Below are 18,415 nucleotides of genomic sequence, written 5' to 3'. Positions count from 1 at the left end.
ATGAAACGCATGCCAGCAATTTTCGCATCCGCGCTTGCCGTCAAATTCGTTTAGGGCAACGGCTCATGGTGCTTCAGAAAAATGTGCAACTTTTGCCGAAGTCAACTTATGGTGAGCGTCTACTTCTCAGATTTGCCTCATTGATGCCGCTCCTGCGCTCTTAGCAAACTTCCACGATTTCTATCGGCGTCCGCTTTTCCAATTGGTCGGACGTAGGCGACAGTCGCATACCGGCCCAATTCAGACCTCACGGCCAAATCTCGAACCGAAACACCACCGCGCCGCTATCACGGCAGTATAGTAACCCCAACATCTTCCCCCACCGCCAAATCCATCGCCCCAAAAATCACTGTCGCCACCTTCTCCGGCGCCTCCTCATGCGCGAGGTGGCCGAGGCCGCGTAGCAGCTCCACGCGGGCGTGGGTCAGGCGCTTCTTCAGGGCGAAGGCGGTGTCGGGGGAGATGGCCTTGTCCTCGCTGCCGACCACGAGGAGCGTCGGGGTGGTGAGGCGGGGGATGGCGCGGTCGAGGGTGGCGAGGTCCCAGTTCGCCATCATGCCGAGCGCCCCAGCCACGTGGCCGGGTGTGCGGAACAGGCGGCGGTAGAGATCGAGCCCCTGGGGGTCGAGGCGCGAGCCGGTGCCGCGAATCAGGCGCTCCACCGCCGGGCGGTCGGCGGTCCAGGCGAAGAGTTTTGGGGTCACCGGGTTGAGGAAGAGCAGCCGCGCCATGCTGGGGAACAGCACCGAGGCGAGGCCGGGAAACGGGGTCAGCGCGCCGTTGAGCGCCACCAGGAGGTCGGGCGCGATCCGCCCGTCGAGGCAGAGCCGGACCAGGAGCGCCGCCCCCGCCGAATGTCCGACGACCAGGCTCGGGCGGAGGGCGAGGCTGTCGAGCAGGTCGCCCACGGCGCCAGCCATCCCCGGCAGGGAGAGTTTCGCGGCGGGGAGCGGGTCGGTGAAGCCGTGGCCCGGCAGGTCCGGGGCGACGATCCGGAAGCGCGTCGCCAGGAGCGGCATCAGCCCGCGCCAGGAATGGGTGGCGGCCCCCGTGCCGTGGAGCAGCAGCACGGTCGGGGCCCCTTCCTCCCCCATTTCCTGCACGTGCCAGTTGAGGCCGGAGGCCGTGACGAAGCGGCTCGCCTCCCGGTGCGGCCAGTCGGCGCCCTCGCGCTCCCAGCGGGGTCGTTCGGCGGGCGCGCGCATGCTGGAACCCTTTATTCCCTCGCCGACCGGATCGCGGCGCTCATCGCCCCCGCATCGGCATGGGGCAGGGGCAGATAGCGCGCCCCCATGGCGGCGGCGAGGCGGCGCGCCGAATCCTGCGGCCTCGGGGCCGTGTCGATGAGGATGGCGCGGAAGGCCGCCTCGCGGAACAGGCGGGCGGCTTTGAGCGAATCCTCGCCCGCGCGCTCCCGCCCGGCGATCCCCGACCGGGCGACGTTGGCCCGTCCATCGGTGAGCATCACCACCACCGGCGTCCCGCCGCCGCGCCTGACCCCGAGGGCCACCTCGCCGGCGGCGTCGATGCCGGCGGCGAGCGGCGTCCCGCCGCCTCCGGGCAGGGCGGCGAGCCCGCGCCGCGCCCGCACCAGGGAGCGCGTCGGCGCAAGGATCAGCTCCGCGCCGGCACCCCGAAACGCCACCAGGGCGACCTTGTCCCGCCGCGTATAGGCTTCGGCCAGAAGCAGCTCGACGGCCCCCTTGGCCTCGGCCAGCCGCTCCAGGGCGGAGGAGCCGGAGGCGTCGACGGTGAAGATCGTCGTGGTCTCGGTCCGCTGCCGGAACCGGGTGATTCGGATGTCGTCGGGGCGGATCGCCAGGAAGGCGGCGCTTCCGTCCGGCGGCCGGCGGATGGCCTGCCAGGGGGCCGCGGCGCGCAAGGTCGCGATGAGATCGAGCCGGCCCCGGCGCGGATCGCCCGGCCGCGCCCCCATGGGGCGGCCGGAGCGGGCGGAGACGGCCTTCGCCCCGGCCTTGCCGGCCCTCGGCATCCGCAGGCGCGGGCCGTCCCGCATCAGCATGGCCAGGAGACCGGCGGGAATCGCGGCGCGGGCGGCCTCGACGATGCGGTCGTCGCTCGCCTGTCCGGTGCCCTCCTCCGGCTCTGGGCCGGGGGGCGCCTGTTCGGGGGGCGACGGCTCGCCCTCCTCCGGCTTCTCCCCGGGGGCGGATTCGCGTTCCGGGAGGCGGGTGGCGCGGTGGCCGAGGACGAGGCGCGCGGCCTGCCGCGCATCCGCCTCGGCGGTCTCGGCGCGCCCGTCGAGGCGGGCGAGGAGGCGGGCGACCCGGAGGGCGAGGAGCGGCGCGCGCAAGGAGGCGATGCCGAGCCGGGCCGCGACCTCGCTCAGCTCCGCGACGGGATCGTGGCCGCTCCGCGCACCGCCATGCGGCGGCATCTCGGATTCCGGCGAAAGGCCGTCGCATGGCGGTGGAAGCACCGGTCGCATGGCGCTCGGCGGCACGGTCGTGAGGTCGAGATGGAAGGCCAGCCGATCGGCCAGGGCGGCCGGCGCGGCCTCGTCCTCGCCGATCCCCTCGTCGAGGAGGACGAGCCCGAATCGCGCCGGCCGGGTCTCCGCCAGCCCGTCCCGCTCCACCCTCAGACGCCCGGTATCGAGGGCGGCGGCGAGATGCGCGGCAATGCCCTGCCCCATCCGCTCCGCCATCGCGGCCACGAGAAGTCCCCCATCGGCCTCGGCCAGCAACCCGGCCTGGGCCACCGGCCGCCCGGCGGAGAGGGTCGCCGCGAGGTCGAGTCCGCCGATGAGCCGATCCTCGGCGATCCCCGCCGGCATCCGCCGTAACGGCTTGCCGGGATTGAGGTTTTCGCGGACGATGTCGAGCCAGCGGTCGCGCACCGGACCGGCACCGGCGCGCAAAACAACGCCGCCGCAGCCATGTGGGTCGGCGGCCACGAGCCGGGCGATGCGCAGGGCGTCGGCCCAGATCGCCGAGCTCTCGCTCACGAGCCCAGCACCTCCTCCACCGCTCTCGAGACCCGAGCGGTGGAGCCGGATTCGTCGAGCGGGTTGCGGCGCAGGCGGTGGCGTAGAGCCGATGGGGCGACCTGCCGGAGATGGTCGATTCCCACAATGTCGGCCCCCTCATAGGCGGCCAGCGCCCGGGCGGTGCGCATCAGGGTCAGCTCGCCGCGCAGGCCGTCGGTGCCCAGAGCGAGGCAGAGCCGGGCCGCGGCCTCCAGGGTCGCGTCGGGCATGTCGAGGGTGGGCAAGCGGGCGCGGGCGGCGGTGAGCCGCTTTTGCAGCGCGCGGTCGGCCTTGGCATAGGCGGCGCAGAACCCCGCAGGGTCGCGCTCATAGGCGTCGCGCCGGCGCACCACGTCGATGCGGGTAGGCAGGTCGGTGGGCGTCGTCACCTCCACCGCGAGGCCGAACCGGTCGAGGAGCTGGGGGCGCAGCTCGCCCTCCTCCGGGTTGCCGCTGCCCACCAGAACGAATTTCGCCGGGTGCCGGACGCTCAACCCCTCGCGCTCCACGGTGTTGATCCCGGAGGCCGCCACGTCGAGGAGCAGGTCGACGAGGTGGTCGTCGAGGAGGTTGACCTCGTCGATGTAGAGGAAGCCGCGATTGGCGCGGGCCAGCAGCCCCGGCTCGAACGCCTTCTCGCCACGGGTGAGCGCCCGTTCGAGGTCGAGGGCGCCCACCACCCGGTCCTCGGTGGCGCCCAGCGGCAGGTCCACCACCGGCACCGGCGCGAGGTGGCTTTTTCGCGATGATGCATGGATCGCGCAATGCGGGCACTCGCCGGCGGCTTTCGCGGGATCGCAGGAATAGGGGCAGCCGATCACCGCCTTCATCGGCGGCAGCAGGGCGGCGAGGCCCCGGATCGCGGTGGACTTGCCGGTGCCCCGGTCGCCGAAGACGAGGACGCCGCCCACGGTGGGGTCCACCGCCGCGATCATCAGGGCGCGCCGCATCTCGTCCTGGCCGACGATGGCGGAGAAGGGGAAGGTGACGGGCGGGGCCGTGATGGACGGTTCGGGGTCGCCTCGGGGCTTCCGGAGGATTCCTTGGCTCGCGTCGCGCTCCGGCGCCTCGGGACGAGGGTGGGCGTTTGACGGGAGGGATGTGGTTCGGGTCGTTCCGTTGACGATCATCGACAGTCCCCCGGTGACCCGATTCAAGCTCTGGATGGTCCCCTCTCCCCGCCCGGCGGGAAGAGGGAAATGCTACTCCGCCGCCGCCTGCTCGACGCCCATCCGCGTCCAGATGGCGGCGAGCGCCCCGACGAGATGGTCGATGTCGGCGTCCGAATGCAGCGGCGATGGGGTGATCCTCAGGCGCTCGGTCCCGCGCGGCACGGTGGGGTAGTTGATCGGCTGGACGTAGATGCCGAACTCGTCGAGCAAGGTATCGCTGATCGCCTTGCACAGGACGGGGTCGCCGACCATCACGGGCACGATGTGGCTGTCGTTGGGGAGGTAGGGGATGCCGGCGGCGTCGAGCCGGGCGCGGACCTGGGCGACGCGTTCCTGATGCCGCTCGCGCTCGGTGCCGCTGGCTTTCAGGTGTCGGATGCTCGCCGCCGCGCCGGCGGCCACCGCAGGCGGCAGCGAGGTGGTGAAGATGAAGCCCGAGGCGAAGCTGCGGACGAAATCGCAGAGCTTGGCCGAACCGGTGATGTAGCCGCCATGCACCGCGAAGGCCTTGCCGAGGGTTCCCTCGATGACGTCGAGGCGATGGGCGAGGCCCTCCCGCTCGGAGATGCCGCCGCCGCGCGGGCCGTAGAGGCCGACCGCGTGGACCTCGTCGAGATAGGTCAGCGCGCCATGCGCTTCGGCGACGTCACAGATCTCGGCGATGGGGGCGATGTCGCCGTCCATGGAATAGACCGACTCGAAGGCCACGAGCTTGGGCCGTGCGGGGTCGATCATCCGCAGCTTGCGGTCGAGGTCTTCCGGGTCGTTGTGGCGGAAGATGTGGCGCTCGGCGCGGGACGCCTTGATGCCTTCGATCATCGAGGCGTGGTTCTCGGCATCCGACAGCACGACGCAGCCCGGCAGCTTGCCGGCGAGCGTGCCGAGTGCCGCCCAGTTCGAGACGTAGCCGGAGGTGAAGAGCAGGGCCGCCTCCTTGCGGTGGAGGTCGGCGAGCTCCTGCTCCAGAAGCACGTGGTAATGGTTGGTGCCGGAGATGTTGCGGGTGCCGCCCGCCCCGGCACCGCAGCGGTCCAGCGCTTCGTGCATGGCGTCGAGCACGACCGGGTTCTGGCCCATGCCGAGATAGTCGTTGGAGCACCAGACGGTCACCGGGCGCTGCCCGCCCGGGCTGTGATGGGTGGCGTGGGGAAAGCGGCCGTTCCGGCGCTCGAGATCGGTGAAGACGCGGTAGCGGCCCTCGCGGTGCAGGCCGGCCAACTCGTCTCCGAAAAATGTCTCGTAGTTCATGGCCGTCCCCTTCCCTATGGATCGCGATGTTTCGCGTTGGCTGCTTGAGACTCGTCGTGCTGGAGCGTCAGAGGGCGTTCCCTCCCCCCTCTGCGGGGGAGGGGAGCCCTCGCGTGAGCGAAGGTCGGGAGAGGGGAACCGCCTCTCCGGAAAAGCCTGTGCCGACCCCCCTCACGCCCGTTCCGCAGGCACCCTCCCCCGCATAGGCGGGAGGGTTCGGGGTGCCCGCAGCCTTCGGCAGGCTCCAGGCCCACAGGGCCGCCGAGGGCAGGGGCAGCATCAGGAAACCGTGCTCCAGGGTCGCCAGCGCCATCAGCGTGGTGACGATGGTGAAGCCGGCCACCTCGTGGGCGCCGATCCCCTCCCCCATCGCGGCCCACGCGAGCAGGATCGTCACGAGGGCGGCGATGCCGACCGAGAACGGGAAGAGCGCGTTCATGCGCCGGTTCCTGAGGAAGCAGGCGAGGTAGCCGAGGCGTTCGGGCAGGAACTCGGCGTTGAGGTTGCGCACGCCGAGGAACATGTTGAGCCGCGCCGAGAGGTTCATTCCCCAGAGGATCAGGTAGGTCCACAGGGCGAATTTGTTGGGCTCAGCCCAGGTCAGGGCGAGAATGCCGGCCATCCCGGCGACGATGGCCGCCTCGTGCCACAGGCTCGTGGCCGCCGCCGCCCGGAACAGGGCGAACCCCGTCGTCGTGGGAGGGCAGCCGGTTTTGCGCGGCCCCGCGACGTAGCCCATGTAATAGCTCATCTCCTGCCAGCCCCAGACGAGGAGTGCCGCCGTGAATGCCGTGTAGGCGCCCGCCTCGCTGGTGTCCCCGGCGCTGGCGCCGATGGCGTAGAGCGCGGCCACCAGCACCAGGGTGCCTGCCGCCATGCTCCAGGGGTGGGTGTGGCGGGGGCGGTGATCGAGCAGAATGATGAGACCGGTGGAGAACCACCAGATCAGCACCGCGTAGAGCGCGGGAACGGCGTGGGCGGCCATCCTCCCGCGTCCTACCAGACCGGCTCGAGGCGGATTTCGGCGGGCATCGGGTTGTCGATGGTGGGCAGGGCATAGAGCCGGACGAAGTTCACCGCCGAGGCCGCGATCCAGGCGCCCTGTTTCAGCCTGCCCACGATCCCGCCCTGCGCCTTGGCGTCGGCGAGCTTGTTGGAACAGACGAGAAGCCGGTCGAGAGCCGCCTTGAACTTCGGATTGTCGAGATCGAGGGTGAGCGGGAATGTCTGTTTCGAGATGTCGGAGGTGATCTGGAAGACCTTGAAGTCGTAATCGGTCGGATCGACCCCGAGCGCCTTGTGGAAATGCGGCCGGCAGTGATCGCGCACATACATGGTCGCGAAGACGGCGAGCAGGAAGAACTTGATCCAGTAGCGGTTGATGCCGGTGGTCAGCTTGGGGTTGGCGCGCATCAGCAGCGCGAAAGCCTCGCCGTGGCGGAACTCGTCGTTGCACCACTTCTCGAACCACTTGAAGATCGGGTGGAAGCGTCTTTCCGGGTTGCGCTCCAGCTCCCTGAAGATCGTGATGTAGCGGGCGTAGCCGATCTTCTCGGAGAGATAGGTGGCGTAGAAGATGAACTTCGGCCGGAAGAAGGTGTACTTCTTCGACTTCGTCAGGAATCCCAAGTCGACGCCGATACCGAAATCCTTGAGCACGTCGTTGATGAAGCCGGCATGCCGCGCCTCGTCCCGGCTCATGAAGCCGAACAGCTCGCGGATGTCTGGGTTCTTGGCGCGCTTCCTCATCTCCGCATAGAGCACGCAGCCCGAGAACTCGGCGGTGATCGAGGAGACGAGGAAATCCATGAATTCCTTGCGCAGGTCCGGGTCGAGGCCGGACATGTCGAGGTCGAACTCCTCGTTGCGGGTGAAGTGGCGCTTGTTCGGGTCGGCGCGCAGTTCCGCGATCAGGATGTCCCATTGCTTGCGCACGGGCTCCACATCGGTGCGGTCGAGTTCTTCGAAATCGGTGGTGTAGAAGCGGGGGGAAAGGAAGGTCGTCTCCTGGGCGGCCTTCGTCCCCTCGTTCATGGGCAGCTTCGGCGTGACGCCCTTCGGGGCCTGGTGCTGGATCGAGACGTTCACAGGCGCCTCCTCTCTGAGAAGCTGACTTCGTAGAGTTCGGTGAGCTCGAAATTTCCGGCGAACTTGGTCCAGAGCCGTTCCAGCAGGCCGGCACGTATGACCGTGGCGGTGCGGCGGACCACGATGCGCTCGCCGTAAGGGACGGAGGTCGGCGCATCGTGGACCCGGACCTCGTCGCCCGGCTCGATCTCGAACGCGGCGTCCAGGGTCACATGGGCGTGGAGCGTCTCGGGGGTCTGCTCGATCTCGACGGTGCAGGGCACCTCGACGGTGCGACGTCCGAACGGCGCGATCATCGGGCGGTTCCGCTGTCGGCGAGCCTCGTCTCGGGAAGGAGCCTCGTGAAGGCGACGAAGTTCGACGGGCCGAAGGCGCCGAGGTTGACGGTGCGGCCCGTCGATGGGTCGGAGAGTTCGAGGCCGCCGTCGGTCAAGCGCGTCAGGCGGAAGGGCTGTTCCCGGTCGAGGCCGGCGCGCAGGCGGGCCTGGCCGAAGCCGCGTAGGGTGGCGCGGACGAAATTGTCCTGGCCGGGCTCGATCGTGGCGATGACATCCTGTGAGCGCGCGTCCCGGATGACGATGGCGCCGTCGGCGCGGTCCTCCGGCTTCAGGTCGACGGAGCGGACGATCCGAGCCGGCGGCATGTGCGAGAGGCCGATCCCCTCGCTGCGGCCGACCCCCACCACGACGGTCACGAACCCCATGAGCCCGAGTGCCCCGATGACCAGTGGTCGCGGAATCCGGGCGGCATCAGCCTTCGCCGTCATCGCGTCTCCTCCCTGATTTCAACTCGCGTTGGCGAGGCGCGGCGGGCGGACGGGCCGCTGCCGCGCGACCACCATAGGAGTCGCAGTTTCCTCGGTTGTGTCAAGTGCACTTGACAGTGCGCGAGCAAGGATTTCGGCGGCGCGCTTTGCATCTGGCACCGATCGCATCATCGGTTCGGGGTTCGTGACCGCCCAGGGACGGGCGTGAGGCCAGAGATGGAGGTAGGCCACGCGGTTGCCCCTGCGCAGCCGTAAAGGCAGGTCACCACTCCCGTCCGTAAAGACCTTGCACCCCGCGCCTTCGATCAGGCTGAAGGGTAGGTTGAGGGTCATCGGCAGGGCGATGCCGAGGCGCATCACCACCCGGCGGTTGGTGATGGTGTAGGTGGTCGAGCGCGCCGAGAGCCAGCCGAGGAGGCCGAGCAGCGCGACCGCGCCCGTGCCGACGAGGAGTGTCGGCCCGGCGAGAAGAGCGGCCTGTCCGAAGTCACCCTCGCCGAGGGGCGGCAACGCCGCCCACAGGGCCAGGCCGACGAACCAGAGGCCGACGAGGCGGGCATGCAGCGCCCGCGCCGCGATGCCGAAGGCGCAGGGACGACCCTGCCAGAGGATATGTTCTCCGGGTGGCAGAGGCGCGGGCAGGCCCGGCGGCGCGTCGAAGGCGTTGGCAGGCACGCCCAGGGGGGATTTCGCGGCGCGGCTCACAGGAACGGCTCCTGGCGTTCGGCCGTGGCGTAGAGGGTGCCGGCGCCGAAGAAGGCCATGATCCGCTCCTCCTCGTAGAGGGTCACCGAATCCGGGTCTTTCTGGCCGGGGATGTCGGCGAATTGGTGGGCGAGCAGGGCCTCGGTCTTCACCGTGCGCGAGAACCGCCCGGTCCGGCAGAAGGTATTGGGCATCAGCACCCTGCGCCCGCCCGAACCGAGCTCGACCTCGATGTAGCGGACCATGGATTCGCCGCGGTCGATCCAGAGATCGGTGACCGTGCCGGCCACCTGCCGGTCGGCGCCGAACACGGTCATGCCAATCGGGTTCGGGCCGTCCTCGTGGACCACGAAATGCTCGGCGACCCGAAGCGGAACGATCCGCTTCTCGTCGTCCCAGGTGCGGTCGTGGTGATCGTCGCGATGGGCGTAGGAGCCGGGGCCGATCTGGTCGTGCAGGCCGTCGCCGTCCGGCTCGAGCGGCGAGCCGGGCCAGACCTCGCGCTTGTGGCCCTTGTAGTTCCAGGCCGGCTGCATGTCGGTCTGGGGGGCGGTCTTCACCAGGCCGTTGGAGAGCAGGAACTGCTTCGGGCTCGGGATCAGGATCGGGTCGGGGCGCTTGAGGCGGCCGGCCGCCTCGCTCTCCAGGGGATAGCCTTCGCGGCGGTCCTCCTGGCGCAGGTAGAAGACGAGGCCGGCGAAGAAGATCCAGAACGCGTAGAGCACGACCTGGGCGACATCGACATAGCCCGTGATTTCACCTCTTGGCATGATCAGGCTCCTTGACCGGGAACAGGGGACGGCAGGAGGGCGCGTGCCTCCCTGCCGCGTGTGGCGGTGTCACGACTGCCGGTGTCGCGGACCAGCGGTCCGATGGCGACGAGGGTCGCGAACAGCAGGGCGATCTCGATGTGGTAGACGATGAGGTAGCCGACAGACGGATCGCTCATGGCCTCGCCGAGCGCGCCTGATGCCGAGAGGCTGGAGCCCACGTCCCGCAGGATGCCGCTCGCGGCGATGGCGATGCCGGCCGCACTGGCCTGGACCGCGCCCCAAGCGCCGAGCGCCAGGCCGGTATCCTCCGGCCCCGCCTTCGCCATGGAGGCGGTGAGCGTGCCGTGGGCGAACAACCCGCCGCCGAGGCCGATCAGGGTGACGCCGGTGGTGAAGAGCTGGGCCGAGGCCAGCGGGGCCGCGAAGATCACCGCCGAGAAGGCCATGATGCCGATCCCGCTGCCGGCGGCCGCCACCCGGAACGGATCGCCGCCCCGGTTGAGCCAGCGCGCGGCCAGCAGCAGCCCGACCCCGCCGCCTGCCGCGAGCATGGCGGTGAGCGCCGTGGTGGCGGCCACCGGCAGGTGCAGGATCTGGCCGCCATAGGGTTCGAGCAGGATGTCCTGCATCGAGAAGGCGGCCGTGCCCAGCCCCGTGGCCACGAGGCGCCGGCGGGCGAGGCCGCTGCCGGCATAGGCGGCCCAGGATTGCGAGAAGCTCGGGCGCGGCAGGTCCATCGCGGTGCGTCCGGGCTGCCGTGCCTCCTGCTTCCACAGGGCGATGCCGTTGAGCGCGAGGGTGACCACCGCCGCGCCCTGGATCACCTGGATCAGCCGCAGGGCCGAGAAGTTCGCCAGCAGCAGACCAAAGGCGATGGCGCTGACCATCATGCCGGCCAGCAGCATGGCGCAGAGGAGCGCCACCACCCTCGGCCGGGCATGGGCGGGGGCGAGATCGGTGGCGAGCGCCAGCCCGACGGTCTGGGTGGTGTGGAGGCCGGCCCCCACCATGACGAAAGAGAGCGCCGCCGCCACATGGCCGGGCCAGACCGGGCCGGTGGTGTCGCCCGACAGGATCAGCAGGGAGAACGGCATGATGGCGAGCCCGCCGAACTGCAGCAGCGTGCCGAACCAGATGTAGGGGACGCGGCGCCAGCCGAGGACCGAGCGGTGCCTGTCCGAGCGGAAGCCGATCAGGGCCCGCAGGGGGGCGAAGACCAGGGGCAGCGACAGCATCACGGCCACGATCCAGGCCGGGACTTCGAGCTCGACGATCATCACCCGGTTCAGCGTACCGATGAGGAGCACGGCGGCCATGCCCACCGTCACCTGGAACAGCGACAGCCGCAGGAGCCGACCCAGCGGCAGCTCCGGCGTCGCCGCGTCGGCGAAGGGCAGGAACGGCATCAGGCCGGGGCCGAGGCGCGTGAGCAGGCGGGCGGTGAGGTCGGCGGGTTTCATGCGCGCGTCTCCGCATCCATCCGACCCGGCCCGCTCATCCCGAGGTGCCGCACAGCGGCCTCGAAGGAGGCATCCAGATTGCTCGGCGGGTTCTGGAGGGCTCCTTCGAGGCCTCCGCTCCGCTGTGGCACCTCAGGATGAGGTCGTGGCTTGGAGGACGGAAAACTCACCGAGACCCGCTTTAGCTCGACGGCGTTCGAGAGGTAGAATCCGCTATTGACCCGCTGCGTCCGGCCCACCGCGAACCCGGCGAGCGCGGCCTCCCTGCCGATCCGGCGGCGCAGGCCGCCTTCGGTGATCGGCACGATGGCGGGCGCCCGGTCGCCGCGCGGGAAGAGCCGGCCGGCGGCATGCATCAGCGTGAGGAGCGCCGTGCGCGGGGCCACGGTGAAGACCAGGGATCCGTCGGTGCGCAGGCCGAGCTCGGCGAGGGCGCGGACGATGTCGCCAGCGCTGTAATGGATGAGCGAATCCATCGCCACTACGTGGTCGAAGCGCCCAAGCCAGGGGTCGAGCATGTCGCCGACGCGGAAGTCGATGCGGTGGCCGCCGAGGAGTTCGGCGCTGCGCTCGCGGGCCAGACCCACCAGCGTCGGCGAGACGTCGATGGCGACCACCTCCGCCCCGCGGCGGGCGGCCTCGACGCTGAGGGCTCCCGTCCCGCAGCCGGCATCGAGAATGCGCCGGCCGGTGAGGTCGTCGGGCAGCCAGGAGAGGAGGTTCGCCCGCATGGCGTCCCGCCCCGCCCGCACCGTGGCGCGGATCTTCGAGACCGGGGCGTCGGTGGTGAGGCGCGCCCAGGCCTCCACCGCCGTGCGGTCGAAATAGGTTGTCAGTTGCGACCGGCGCGACGCGTAGCTGGTGCTCGTCATGGCGCTTGACCCTCAATCGAACCCGAGGAACTCGAACAGGTCGCGGTCCTTCATCGGCATCGCCGAGAGCGGCTTGCCGCCGGCCCAGAGATGGGCGGCGAGCCGCATGTACTCGTCCGTCACCGCGATGAGTTCGGGCGTCGGCTCCATCTCGAACAGGGTCGACTTCTTGAGGCGCGAGCGCCGAACCACGTCGAGGTCGGGGAAATGCGCGATGCGCTCCAGGCCGACGGCGGCGTTGAAACGGTCGATCTCGTCGGTCTTGGCCGAGCGGTTGGCGATCACGCCGCCGAGCCGCACCGGATAGTTCTTCGACTTCGAATGGATCGCAGCGACGATCCGGTTCATGGCGAAGATCGAATCGAAGTCGTTGGCGGTGACGATCAGCGCCTGGTCGGCATGCTGGAGCGGCGAGGCGAAGCCGCCGCAGACCACGTCGCCGAGCACGTCGAAGATGACCACGTCGGTGTCTTCGAGGAGGTGATGCTCTTTCAGAAGCTTCACCGTCTGGCCGACGACGTAGCCGCCGCAGCCGGTGCCCGCGGGGGGGCCGCCGGCCTCGACGCACATGACGCCGTTATAGCCCTCGGCCACGAAATCCTCGATCCGCAATTCCTCGGAATGGAACTGCACCGCCTCCAGGGCATCGATCACCGTGGGGGCGAGGCGCTTCGTCAGGGTGAAGGTCGAATCGTGCTTCGGGTCGCAGCCGATCTGGAGCACGCGTTTCCCGAGCTTCGAGAACGCCACCGACAGGTTCGACGACGTGGTCGACTTGCCGATGCCGCCCTTGCCGTAGACGGCGAAGACCTTCGCCGTGCCGATCTTCAGCGCCGGATCGAGCTCGACCTGGAGGCTGCCTTCCTCGCGGCGCGAGGCCACGGGATTACGGATGGCGATGTTCATGCGGCGACCCCTGCGGTGATGCCTTCGAGACGGTCTTCGAGCTCCTCCTCGGCACGGTCGAGCGCGTCGCGCGTGGCCGCGTCGGGAGTCCAGAAGCCGCGCTGGTGCGCCTCGATCAGCCGATGCGCGACCTTGGCGGACGCGGTCGGGTTGAGGGCGGCGAGGCGCTCGCGCATCGCCGGATCAAGGAGGTAGGTTTCGGTGATGCGCTGGTAGATCCAGGGCGCGACGGCGTTGGACGTCGCCGACCAGCCCATGGTGTTGGTGAGATGCGCCTCGATCTGGCGCACGCCCTCGTAGCCGTGGCCGAGCATGCCCTCGGTCCATTTCGGGTTGAGCATGCGGGTCCGGGTCTCCAGGGAGACCTGCTCGGAGAGTGAGCGCACGACGCCCTCCCCCCGTGTCTGGTCGCTGATGAAGATCGGCACGGCCTCGCCCTTGGCGCGGGCCACCGCCCGGCCCATCCCGCCGAGACCATCGAAGTAATGGTCGACGGAGGTCACCCCGACCTCCACCGAATCGAGGTTCTGGTAGGCGAGATCGACCTTGGCGAGCACGCTGCCCATCAGGGCACGCTGGGCCGTCGGCCGGCCGTTGCGGCCATAGGCGAAGGATTTGCGCCGCGAGAAGGTCTCGCTGATCTCGTCCTCGTCTTCCCAGCGGCCGGTTTCGACGAGGTTGTTGACGTTGGCGCCGTAGGTGCCCTCGGCGTTGGAGAACACCCGCAGGGCCGCCGTCTCCATGTCGATGCCGTGCTCGTCCATGTGGGCGAGGGCATGCTTGCGCACGAAGTTCCGCTCCGACGGCTCGTCGGCGGTGGCCGCGAGATAAGAAGCTTCCGCCATCAGCTTGGTCTGGAGAGGGAGCAGATCGCGAAAAATGCCCGACAGGGTCACCACCACGTCGATGCGCGGGCGGGCGAGTTCTTCGAGGGGGATCAGCGTCGCGCCGCAGAGGCGGCCGTAGCCGTCGAAGCGCGGGCTCGCGCCGATCAGGGCCAGGGCCTGGGCGATGGGGCCGCCCTCGCTTTTCAGGTTGTCGGTGCCCCAGAGGACCAGGGCGATGCTCTCCGGCAGGGGCGCGCCCTCGTCGCGGTAGCGGGCGAGGATGCGGGCGACCTGCCGCGTGCCGTCGGCCACCGCGAAGGCGGAGGGTAGGCGGTAGGGGTCGAAGCCGTGGATGTTGCGTCCCGTGGGCAGTACGGACGGGTTGCGCAGGAGGTCGCCGCCGGCGACCGGGGCGATGAAGCGGCCGTCGAGCGCCCGCAGCAGGGCGGGAAGCTCGTGGTCTTGCGCCAGCAGGGCGTCGGTGTCGCGCAGGGCGGCGAAGGCTGCGCGGTGCTCCTCGTCGAGGGGCAGGTTTCCCACGGCCAGCGCCCGGTCGAGGGGGGCTCCCGCCACCAGGGCCTCGATGCCGGCGCGGTCGGGCTTCAGGCCGCCCGACGCGTCGGCCAGGGCGAGCAGCAGGTCGATCCGCTCCTCGGGGGGCGTGCCCTCCCCGACTACGTGCATCCCGTGCGGGATCAGGGTGTGTTCGAGTTCGCTAAGGGCGAGGCCCAGCGCCAGGATCCTGCCGGACATGTCCCCGGACCAGGCTGGCTCGGCCGATGTCAGGTCGAGGGCTGAACCCTGCGCCTGGATCATCTGGCCGAGGTCGCGGCGCTCGGCTTCCGCCTCGGGCTCCAGGCCGCGCCAGCGCTCGATGGAAGCCTTGAGATCGATGAGGCCCCGGTAGAGCCCGGCCTGGGTGAGACTCGGGGTGAGGTAGCTCACCATGGTGGCGGCCGAGCGGCGCTTGGCGATCATGCCCTCGGAGGGGTTGTTGGCGGCGTAGAGGTAGACGTTGGGCAGCGGCCCGATCAGGCGCTCGGGCCAGCAGGAATCCGACAGGCCGGTCTGCTTGCCGGGCATGAATTCGAGCGCCCCGTGGGTGCCGAAATGCAGCACGGCGTCGGCCCGGAAATCCTCGCGCAGGTAACGGTAGAAGGCGGAGAAGGCGTGGGTCGGGGCAAAGCCGCGCTCGAACAGCAGCCGCATCGGGTCGCCCTCGTAGCCGAAGCCCGGCTGCACGCCGACGAAGACATTGCCGAACTGCGCGCCCAGCACGAAGATCTGCGAGCCGTTGCTGTTCTGGCGTCCCGGCGCCGGACCCCATTGCGCCTCGATCTCAGAGAGGTGGCGCTCGCGCCGGACATGGTCGTCGGCCGGGATGCGGTGATGGACGTTGGCGCTGGTGCCGAAGCGGGCGGCGTTGCCGGCCAGCACCGCGTTGCGCAGGTCGTCGACGCTGCCCGGCACGGCGACGTCGTAGCCGTCGGCCCTCAACCCCTTCAGGGTGTTGTGGAGGGATTGGTAGACCGAGAGGAAGGCGGCGGTGCCGATGCTGCCGGCATTGGGCGGGAAGCCGAACAGGACGATGGCCACCTTGCGCGCGGCCCTGTCCTTGCGGCGTAGGGTGACGAGGCGCTCGACACGGGCGGCGAGCATGTCGGCCCGCTCCGGATGGACGCTCATGTCGCGGGCATTGGCGCCGGGCGAGCGGCTGGAACGGCCGCCGAACACCATCGGCGCGGTGGCCCCGTCGAGTTCGGGGATCGCCACCATCATGGTGGCCTCCACGGGGGAGAGGCCGCGGTCGGAGGCCTCCCATTGCTCCACGGTCTGGAATTCGAGGGCGTGGGCGGCGAGATAGGGGACGTCGAGGTCGCGCAGAATGGTCTCGGCGGCGGCCGCGTCGTTGTAGGCGGGGCCGCCCACCAGGGAGAATCCGGTGAGCGAGACGAGGGCGTCGATGGCGGGCCGGCCGTTGCTCCGGAAAAACGCTTCCACCGCCGGACGGTTGTCGAGGCCGCTGGCGAAGGCGGGCACGACACTGAGCCCGCGCGCCTCGAGGGCGGCGATGACGCCATCGTAATGGGCGGTATTCCCGGCGAGCACGTAGGAGCGCATCACCAGCAGGCCGACGCGGCCCTTCATTCCTGCGGACGGGACCGGCAACCGCGCGGGATCCTCGCCGATCCGTCCCTTCATGCGGGGATGGTAGAGACCGGTCTCGGGGTAGCTCAGGGGCGCCGGCGCGGTGGCGATCCGGCGCCAGCTCTCGCGCGGCCCGGCGGCGTAGCGGCCGACGAGGAAGCGCACGAGATTGGCGATGTTCTCGTCCGAGCCCGAGAGCCAGTATTGCAGGGTGAGGAAATAGGCCCTGACATCCTGGGCCGAGCCGGGGATGAAGCGCAGGATCTTGGGCAGCCGGCGGATCATCGCCATCTGGCGGGCGCCGTTGCCCTGTGCGCCGGTCTTGCCGCGCAGCTTCTTCAGGAATTCGAGGGCGCCGCTTTTGGTGCCGTCCATGTCGAAGCGGTTGAGGCGGGTGGTCTTGACGATCTCGCTGGCCGAAAGGCAGCCGACCATCGCGTCGCAATGCGGGCGGCGGGCGAGCAGTGCCGGATGGATGGCGCGGACATGCTCGTCCATGAAGAGCATGGTGGAGACCACGATGTCGGCGCGGGCGATGTCGGCCTTGCAGGCGGCCAAAGCCGCCGGGTCGGTGTCCCATTCCGCCGCCGCGTGGAAGCAGAGCGTGAGACCCGGCATCTCGTCGCGCAGCCGGTGGCGAGCGCGCTCCAGGGCGCTGGCCATGTGATTGTCCATCGTCACGACGACGAGGCTGAGGGCGGGACGCTCAGCGTCCGAAATGCGCTTTGGCATCGTACAGCGTCTCGACGGTGATGAGGGGGAGCGCCCGCTCGCGGGCGAAGCGTTCGGTGTTGGCGCGGGCTTTGCCCCGCACGAAGAACGGGATTTTTCTCAGTTCTTTCTCGGCATCGGGAGCCCAGGTGCTGTGTGCGGAACCGGAACTCCCTCCCCCCTCTGCAGAGTCTTCGGGATTCACACATCCGCTCGACGGCCGTTCCCCTATCCGAGAAGGTCCGACCTGAGGCGCGACGGGCTCCTTCTCCTGAAAGGAGAGGGCTGGGGTGAGGTGTGGTCCATCTCCGGAAAGGTCGCACACCTCACCCTGTCCCTCTCCTTCCAGGAGAGGGGACCCGTGCGGCCCGCCGGATGGGTGAACATCGTAGCCCACAGAGGGGGGAGGGACAGGCGAGTGACCGGGTCCGAGATGCGAGGGCGCGGCGTCGGCGTGGAACTCGGAATCCTCGCGGAACATGCCGAGTAGATGCTCTTCGAGCCCCATCATCAGGGGATGGACCCAGGTGTCGAACAGGACGTTGGCGCCCTCGAACCCCATCTGCGGCGAGTGCCGGGCGGGGAAATCCTGGACGTGGATCGGGGCCGAGATCACTGCGCAGGGCAGGCCCAGACGCTTGGCGATGTGGCGCTCCATCTGCGTGCCCAGCACCAGTTCGGCGGCGCTGGCCTGGATCGCCGCCTCCACGTCGAGGTAATCGTCGGTGATCGTCGCCTCGATGCCGTGGATCGCCGCCTCGGCCCGGATCTCGCGGGCGAAGTCGCGGGCATAGCTGCCGAGACCCACCACCTTGAAGCCGAGTTCGGTGGACGCGACGCGGGCGGCGGCGAGGGCGTGGGTGGCGTCGCCGAAGATGAAGACGCGCTTGCCCGTGAGATAGGTCGAATCGACCGAGCGCGAATACCAGGGCAGCCGCGAGGGCGCGCCGGACAGGACCGGAGCCGGATCGACGCCGGCGATCGTCGCCACCTCCTCCACGAAGCGGGTCGTGGCGGCGACACCGATCGGCACGGTCTCGACCATCGGCTGGCCGAAGGTTTTTTGCAGGTGCTGGCCGGCGGCGCGCGCGATCTCGGGATAAAGCACGACGTTGAAATCGGCCTCGCCGAGGCGGCCGAGGTCGGACGGGCTGGCGCCCAGTGGCGCCACCACGTTCACGTCGATGCCGAGGGCGTCGAGAAGCGTCCGGATCTCGATGAGATCGTCGCGATGGCGGAAGCCCAGGGCCGTGGGGCCGAGGATGTTGCAGGACGGGCGCCGTCCGGCCTTCCCGACCGTTTCCGCCTTCGGGCCGCACAGGGTCCGCACCAGCCGGTAGAAGGTCTCCGAGGCGCCCCAGTTCTCCTTCTTCTGATAGGCGGGCAGGTCCAGCGGGATCACCGGGATCGGCAGGGCCAGCGCCTTGGCGAGGCCGCCCGGATCGTCCTGAATGAGTTCGGCGGTGCAGGAGGCGCCGACGATCATCGCCTCGGGGCGGAAGCGCTCGTAAGCGGCCGCGACCGCGTCCTTGAAGATCGCGGCGGTGTCGGAGCCGAGGTCGCGCGCCTGGAAGGTGGTGTAGGTCACCGGCGGGCGGGCGTCGCGCCGCTCGATCATCGTGAACAGCAAATCGGCATAGGTGTCGCCCTGGGGGGCGTGCAGCACGTAGTGCAGGCCGCGCATCGCGGTGGCGACGCGCATGGCGCCGATATGGGGCGGTCCCTCGTAGGTCCAGACGGTGAGCTGCAT

At 69.7% G+C, this 18,415-nt stretch carries 15 protein-coding genes; all 15 read right to left on the bottom strand.

Annotated features, from left to right (window positions below; translation table 11 throughout):
- Positions 1-287: 287 nt before the first annotated feature.
- Entirely contained in the window at positions 288-1,205 is a 918-nt protein-coding gene (gene bchO / locus ASF26_RS10885; protein ID WP_056253249.1) for an alpha/beta fold hydrolase BchO, read from the bottom strand.
- 11 nt (positions 1,206-1,216) lie between these two features.
- A complete protein-coding gene (locus ASF26_RS10880; protein WP_056253247.1) occupies positions 1,217-2,968 on the bottom strand; it encodes a magnesium chelatase subunit D in 1,752 nt (583 codons plus the stop codon).
- A complete protein-coding gene (bchI, locus tag ASF26_RS10875; protein WP_156462953.1) occupies positions 2,965-4,125 on the bottom strand; it encodes a magnesium chelatase ATPase subunit I in 1,161 nt (386 codons plus the stop codon). The genes ASF26_RS10880 and bchI overlap by 4 nt, the downstream gene beginning before the upstream one ends.
- A 66-nt stretch (positions 4,126-4,191) precedes the next feature.
- Positions 4,192-5,409, bottom strand: coding sequence for a 5-aminolevulinate synthase (gene hemA / locus ASF26_RS10870; RefSeq protein ID WP_056253244.1), 1,218 nt, complete (start codon positions 5,407-5,409; stop codon positions 4,192-4,194).
- Positions 5,410-5,476: 67 nt separating this feature from the next.
- The gene (puhE, locus tag ASF26_RS10865) at positions 5,477-6,394 is read right to left on the bottom strand and encodes a putative photosynthetic complex assembly protein PuhE (RefSeq protein WP_056253242.1); all 918 of its coding nucleotides are present in this window, start codon (positions 6,392-6,394) and stop codon (positions 5,477-5,479) included.
- A gap of 11 nt (positions 6,395-6,405) precedes the next feature.
- Positions 6,406-7,443: a magnesium-protoporphyrin IX monomethyl ester (oxidative) cyclase gene (gene acsF, locus ASF26_RS10860; protein WP_147833139.1), complete on the bottom strand. Its 1,038-nt coding sequence runs from the start codon at positions 7,441-7,443 to the stop codon at positions 6,406-6,408.
- Between the two features lie 50 nt (positions 7,444-7,493).
- The gene (locus ASF26_RS10855) at positions 7,494-7,793 is read right to left on the bottom strand and encodes a hypothetical protein (RefSeq protein WP_056253234.1); all 300 of its coding nucleotides are present in this window, start codon (positions 7,791-7,793) and stop codon (positions 7,494-7,496) included.
- Positions 7,790-8,263: a photosynthetic complex assembly protein PuhC gene (puhC, locus tag ASF26_RS10850; protein ID WP_056253231.1), complete on the bottom strand. Its 474-nt coding sequence runs from the start codon at positions 8,261-8,263 to the stop codon at positions 7,790-7,792. The genes ASF26_RS10855 and puhC overlap by 4 nt, the downstream gene beginning before the upstream one ends.
- Before the next feature lie 18 nt (positions 8,264-8,281).
- Entirely contained in the window at positions 8,282-8,968 is a 687-nt protein-coding gene (puhB, locus tag ASF26_RS10845; protein ID WP_056253228.1) for a photosynthetic complex putative assembly protein PuhB, read from the bottom strand.
- Positions 8,965-9,738 (bottom strand): photosynthetic reaction center subunit H, encoded by a 774-nt coding sequence (gene puhA / locus ASF26_RS10840; RefSeq protein WP_056253224.1) that lies wholly within the window; start codon positions 9,736-9,738, stop codon positions 8,965-8,967. Before puhA ends, puhB begins: the two co-directional genes overlap by 4 nt.
- Before the next feature lie 2 nt (positions 9,739-9,740).
- Positions 9,741-11,201, bottom strand: coding sequence for a BCD family MFS transporter (locus tag ASF26_RS10835; RefSeq protein WP_056253221.1), 1,461 nt, complete (start codon positions 11,199-11,201; stop codon positions 9,741-9,743).
- Complete coding sequence (gene bchM, locus ASF26_RS10830) at positions 11,198-12,073, bottom strand: magnesium protoporphyrin IX methyltransferase (protein WP_056253219.1); 876 nt, start codon at positions 12,071-12,073, stop codon at positions 11,198-11,200. Before bchM ends, ASF26_RS10835 begins: the two co-directional genes overlap by 4 nt.
- A gap of 12 nt (positions 12,074-12,085) precedes the next feature.
- Positions 12,086-12,979 (bottom strand): ferredoxin:protochlorophyllide reductase (ATP-dependent) iron-sulfur ATP-binding protein, encoded by an 894-nt coding sequence (gene bchL, locus ASF26_RS10825; protein ID WP_018043258.1) that lies wholly within the window; start codon positions 12,977-12,979, stop codon positions 12,086-12,088.
- Positions 12,976-16,686, bottom strand: coding sequence for a magnesium chelatase subunit H (locus tag ASF26_RS10820; protein WP_056253216.1), 3,711 nt, complete (start codon positions 16,684-16,686; stop codon positions 12,976-12,978). The genes bchL and ASF26_RS10820 overlap by 4 nt, the downstream gene beginning before the upstream one ends.
- Positions 16,661-18,415, bottom strand: a complete 1,755-nt coding sequence (bchB, locus tag ASF26_RS10815) for a ferredoxin:protochlorophyllide reductase (ATP-dependent) subunit B (protein ID WP_056253213.1) — start codon at positions 18,413-18,415, stop codon at positions 16,661-16,663. Before bchB ends, ASF26_RS10820 begins: the two co-directional genes overlap by 26 nt.

Origin of the sequence: Methylobacterium sp. Leaf93 (assembly GCF_001422345.1) — a bacterium.
Lineage (GTDB): Bacteria > Pseudomonadota > Alphaproteobacteria > Rhizobiales > Beijerinckiaceae > Methylobacterium > Methylobacterium bullatum.
This window is presented reverse-complemented; position numbering and strand designations above follow the sequence as displayed.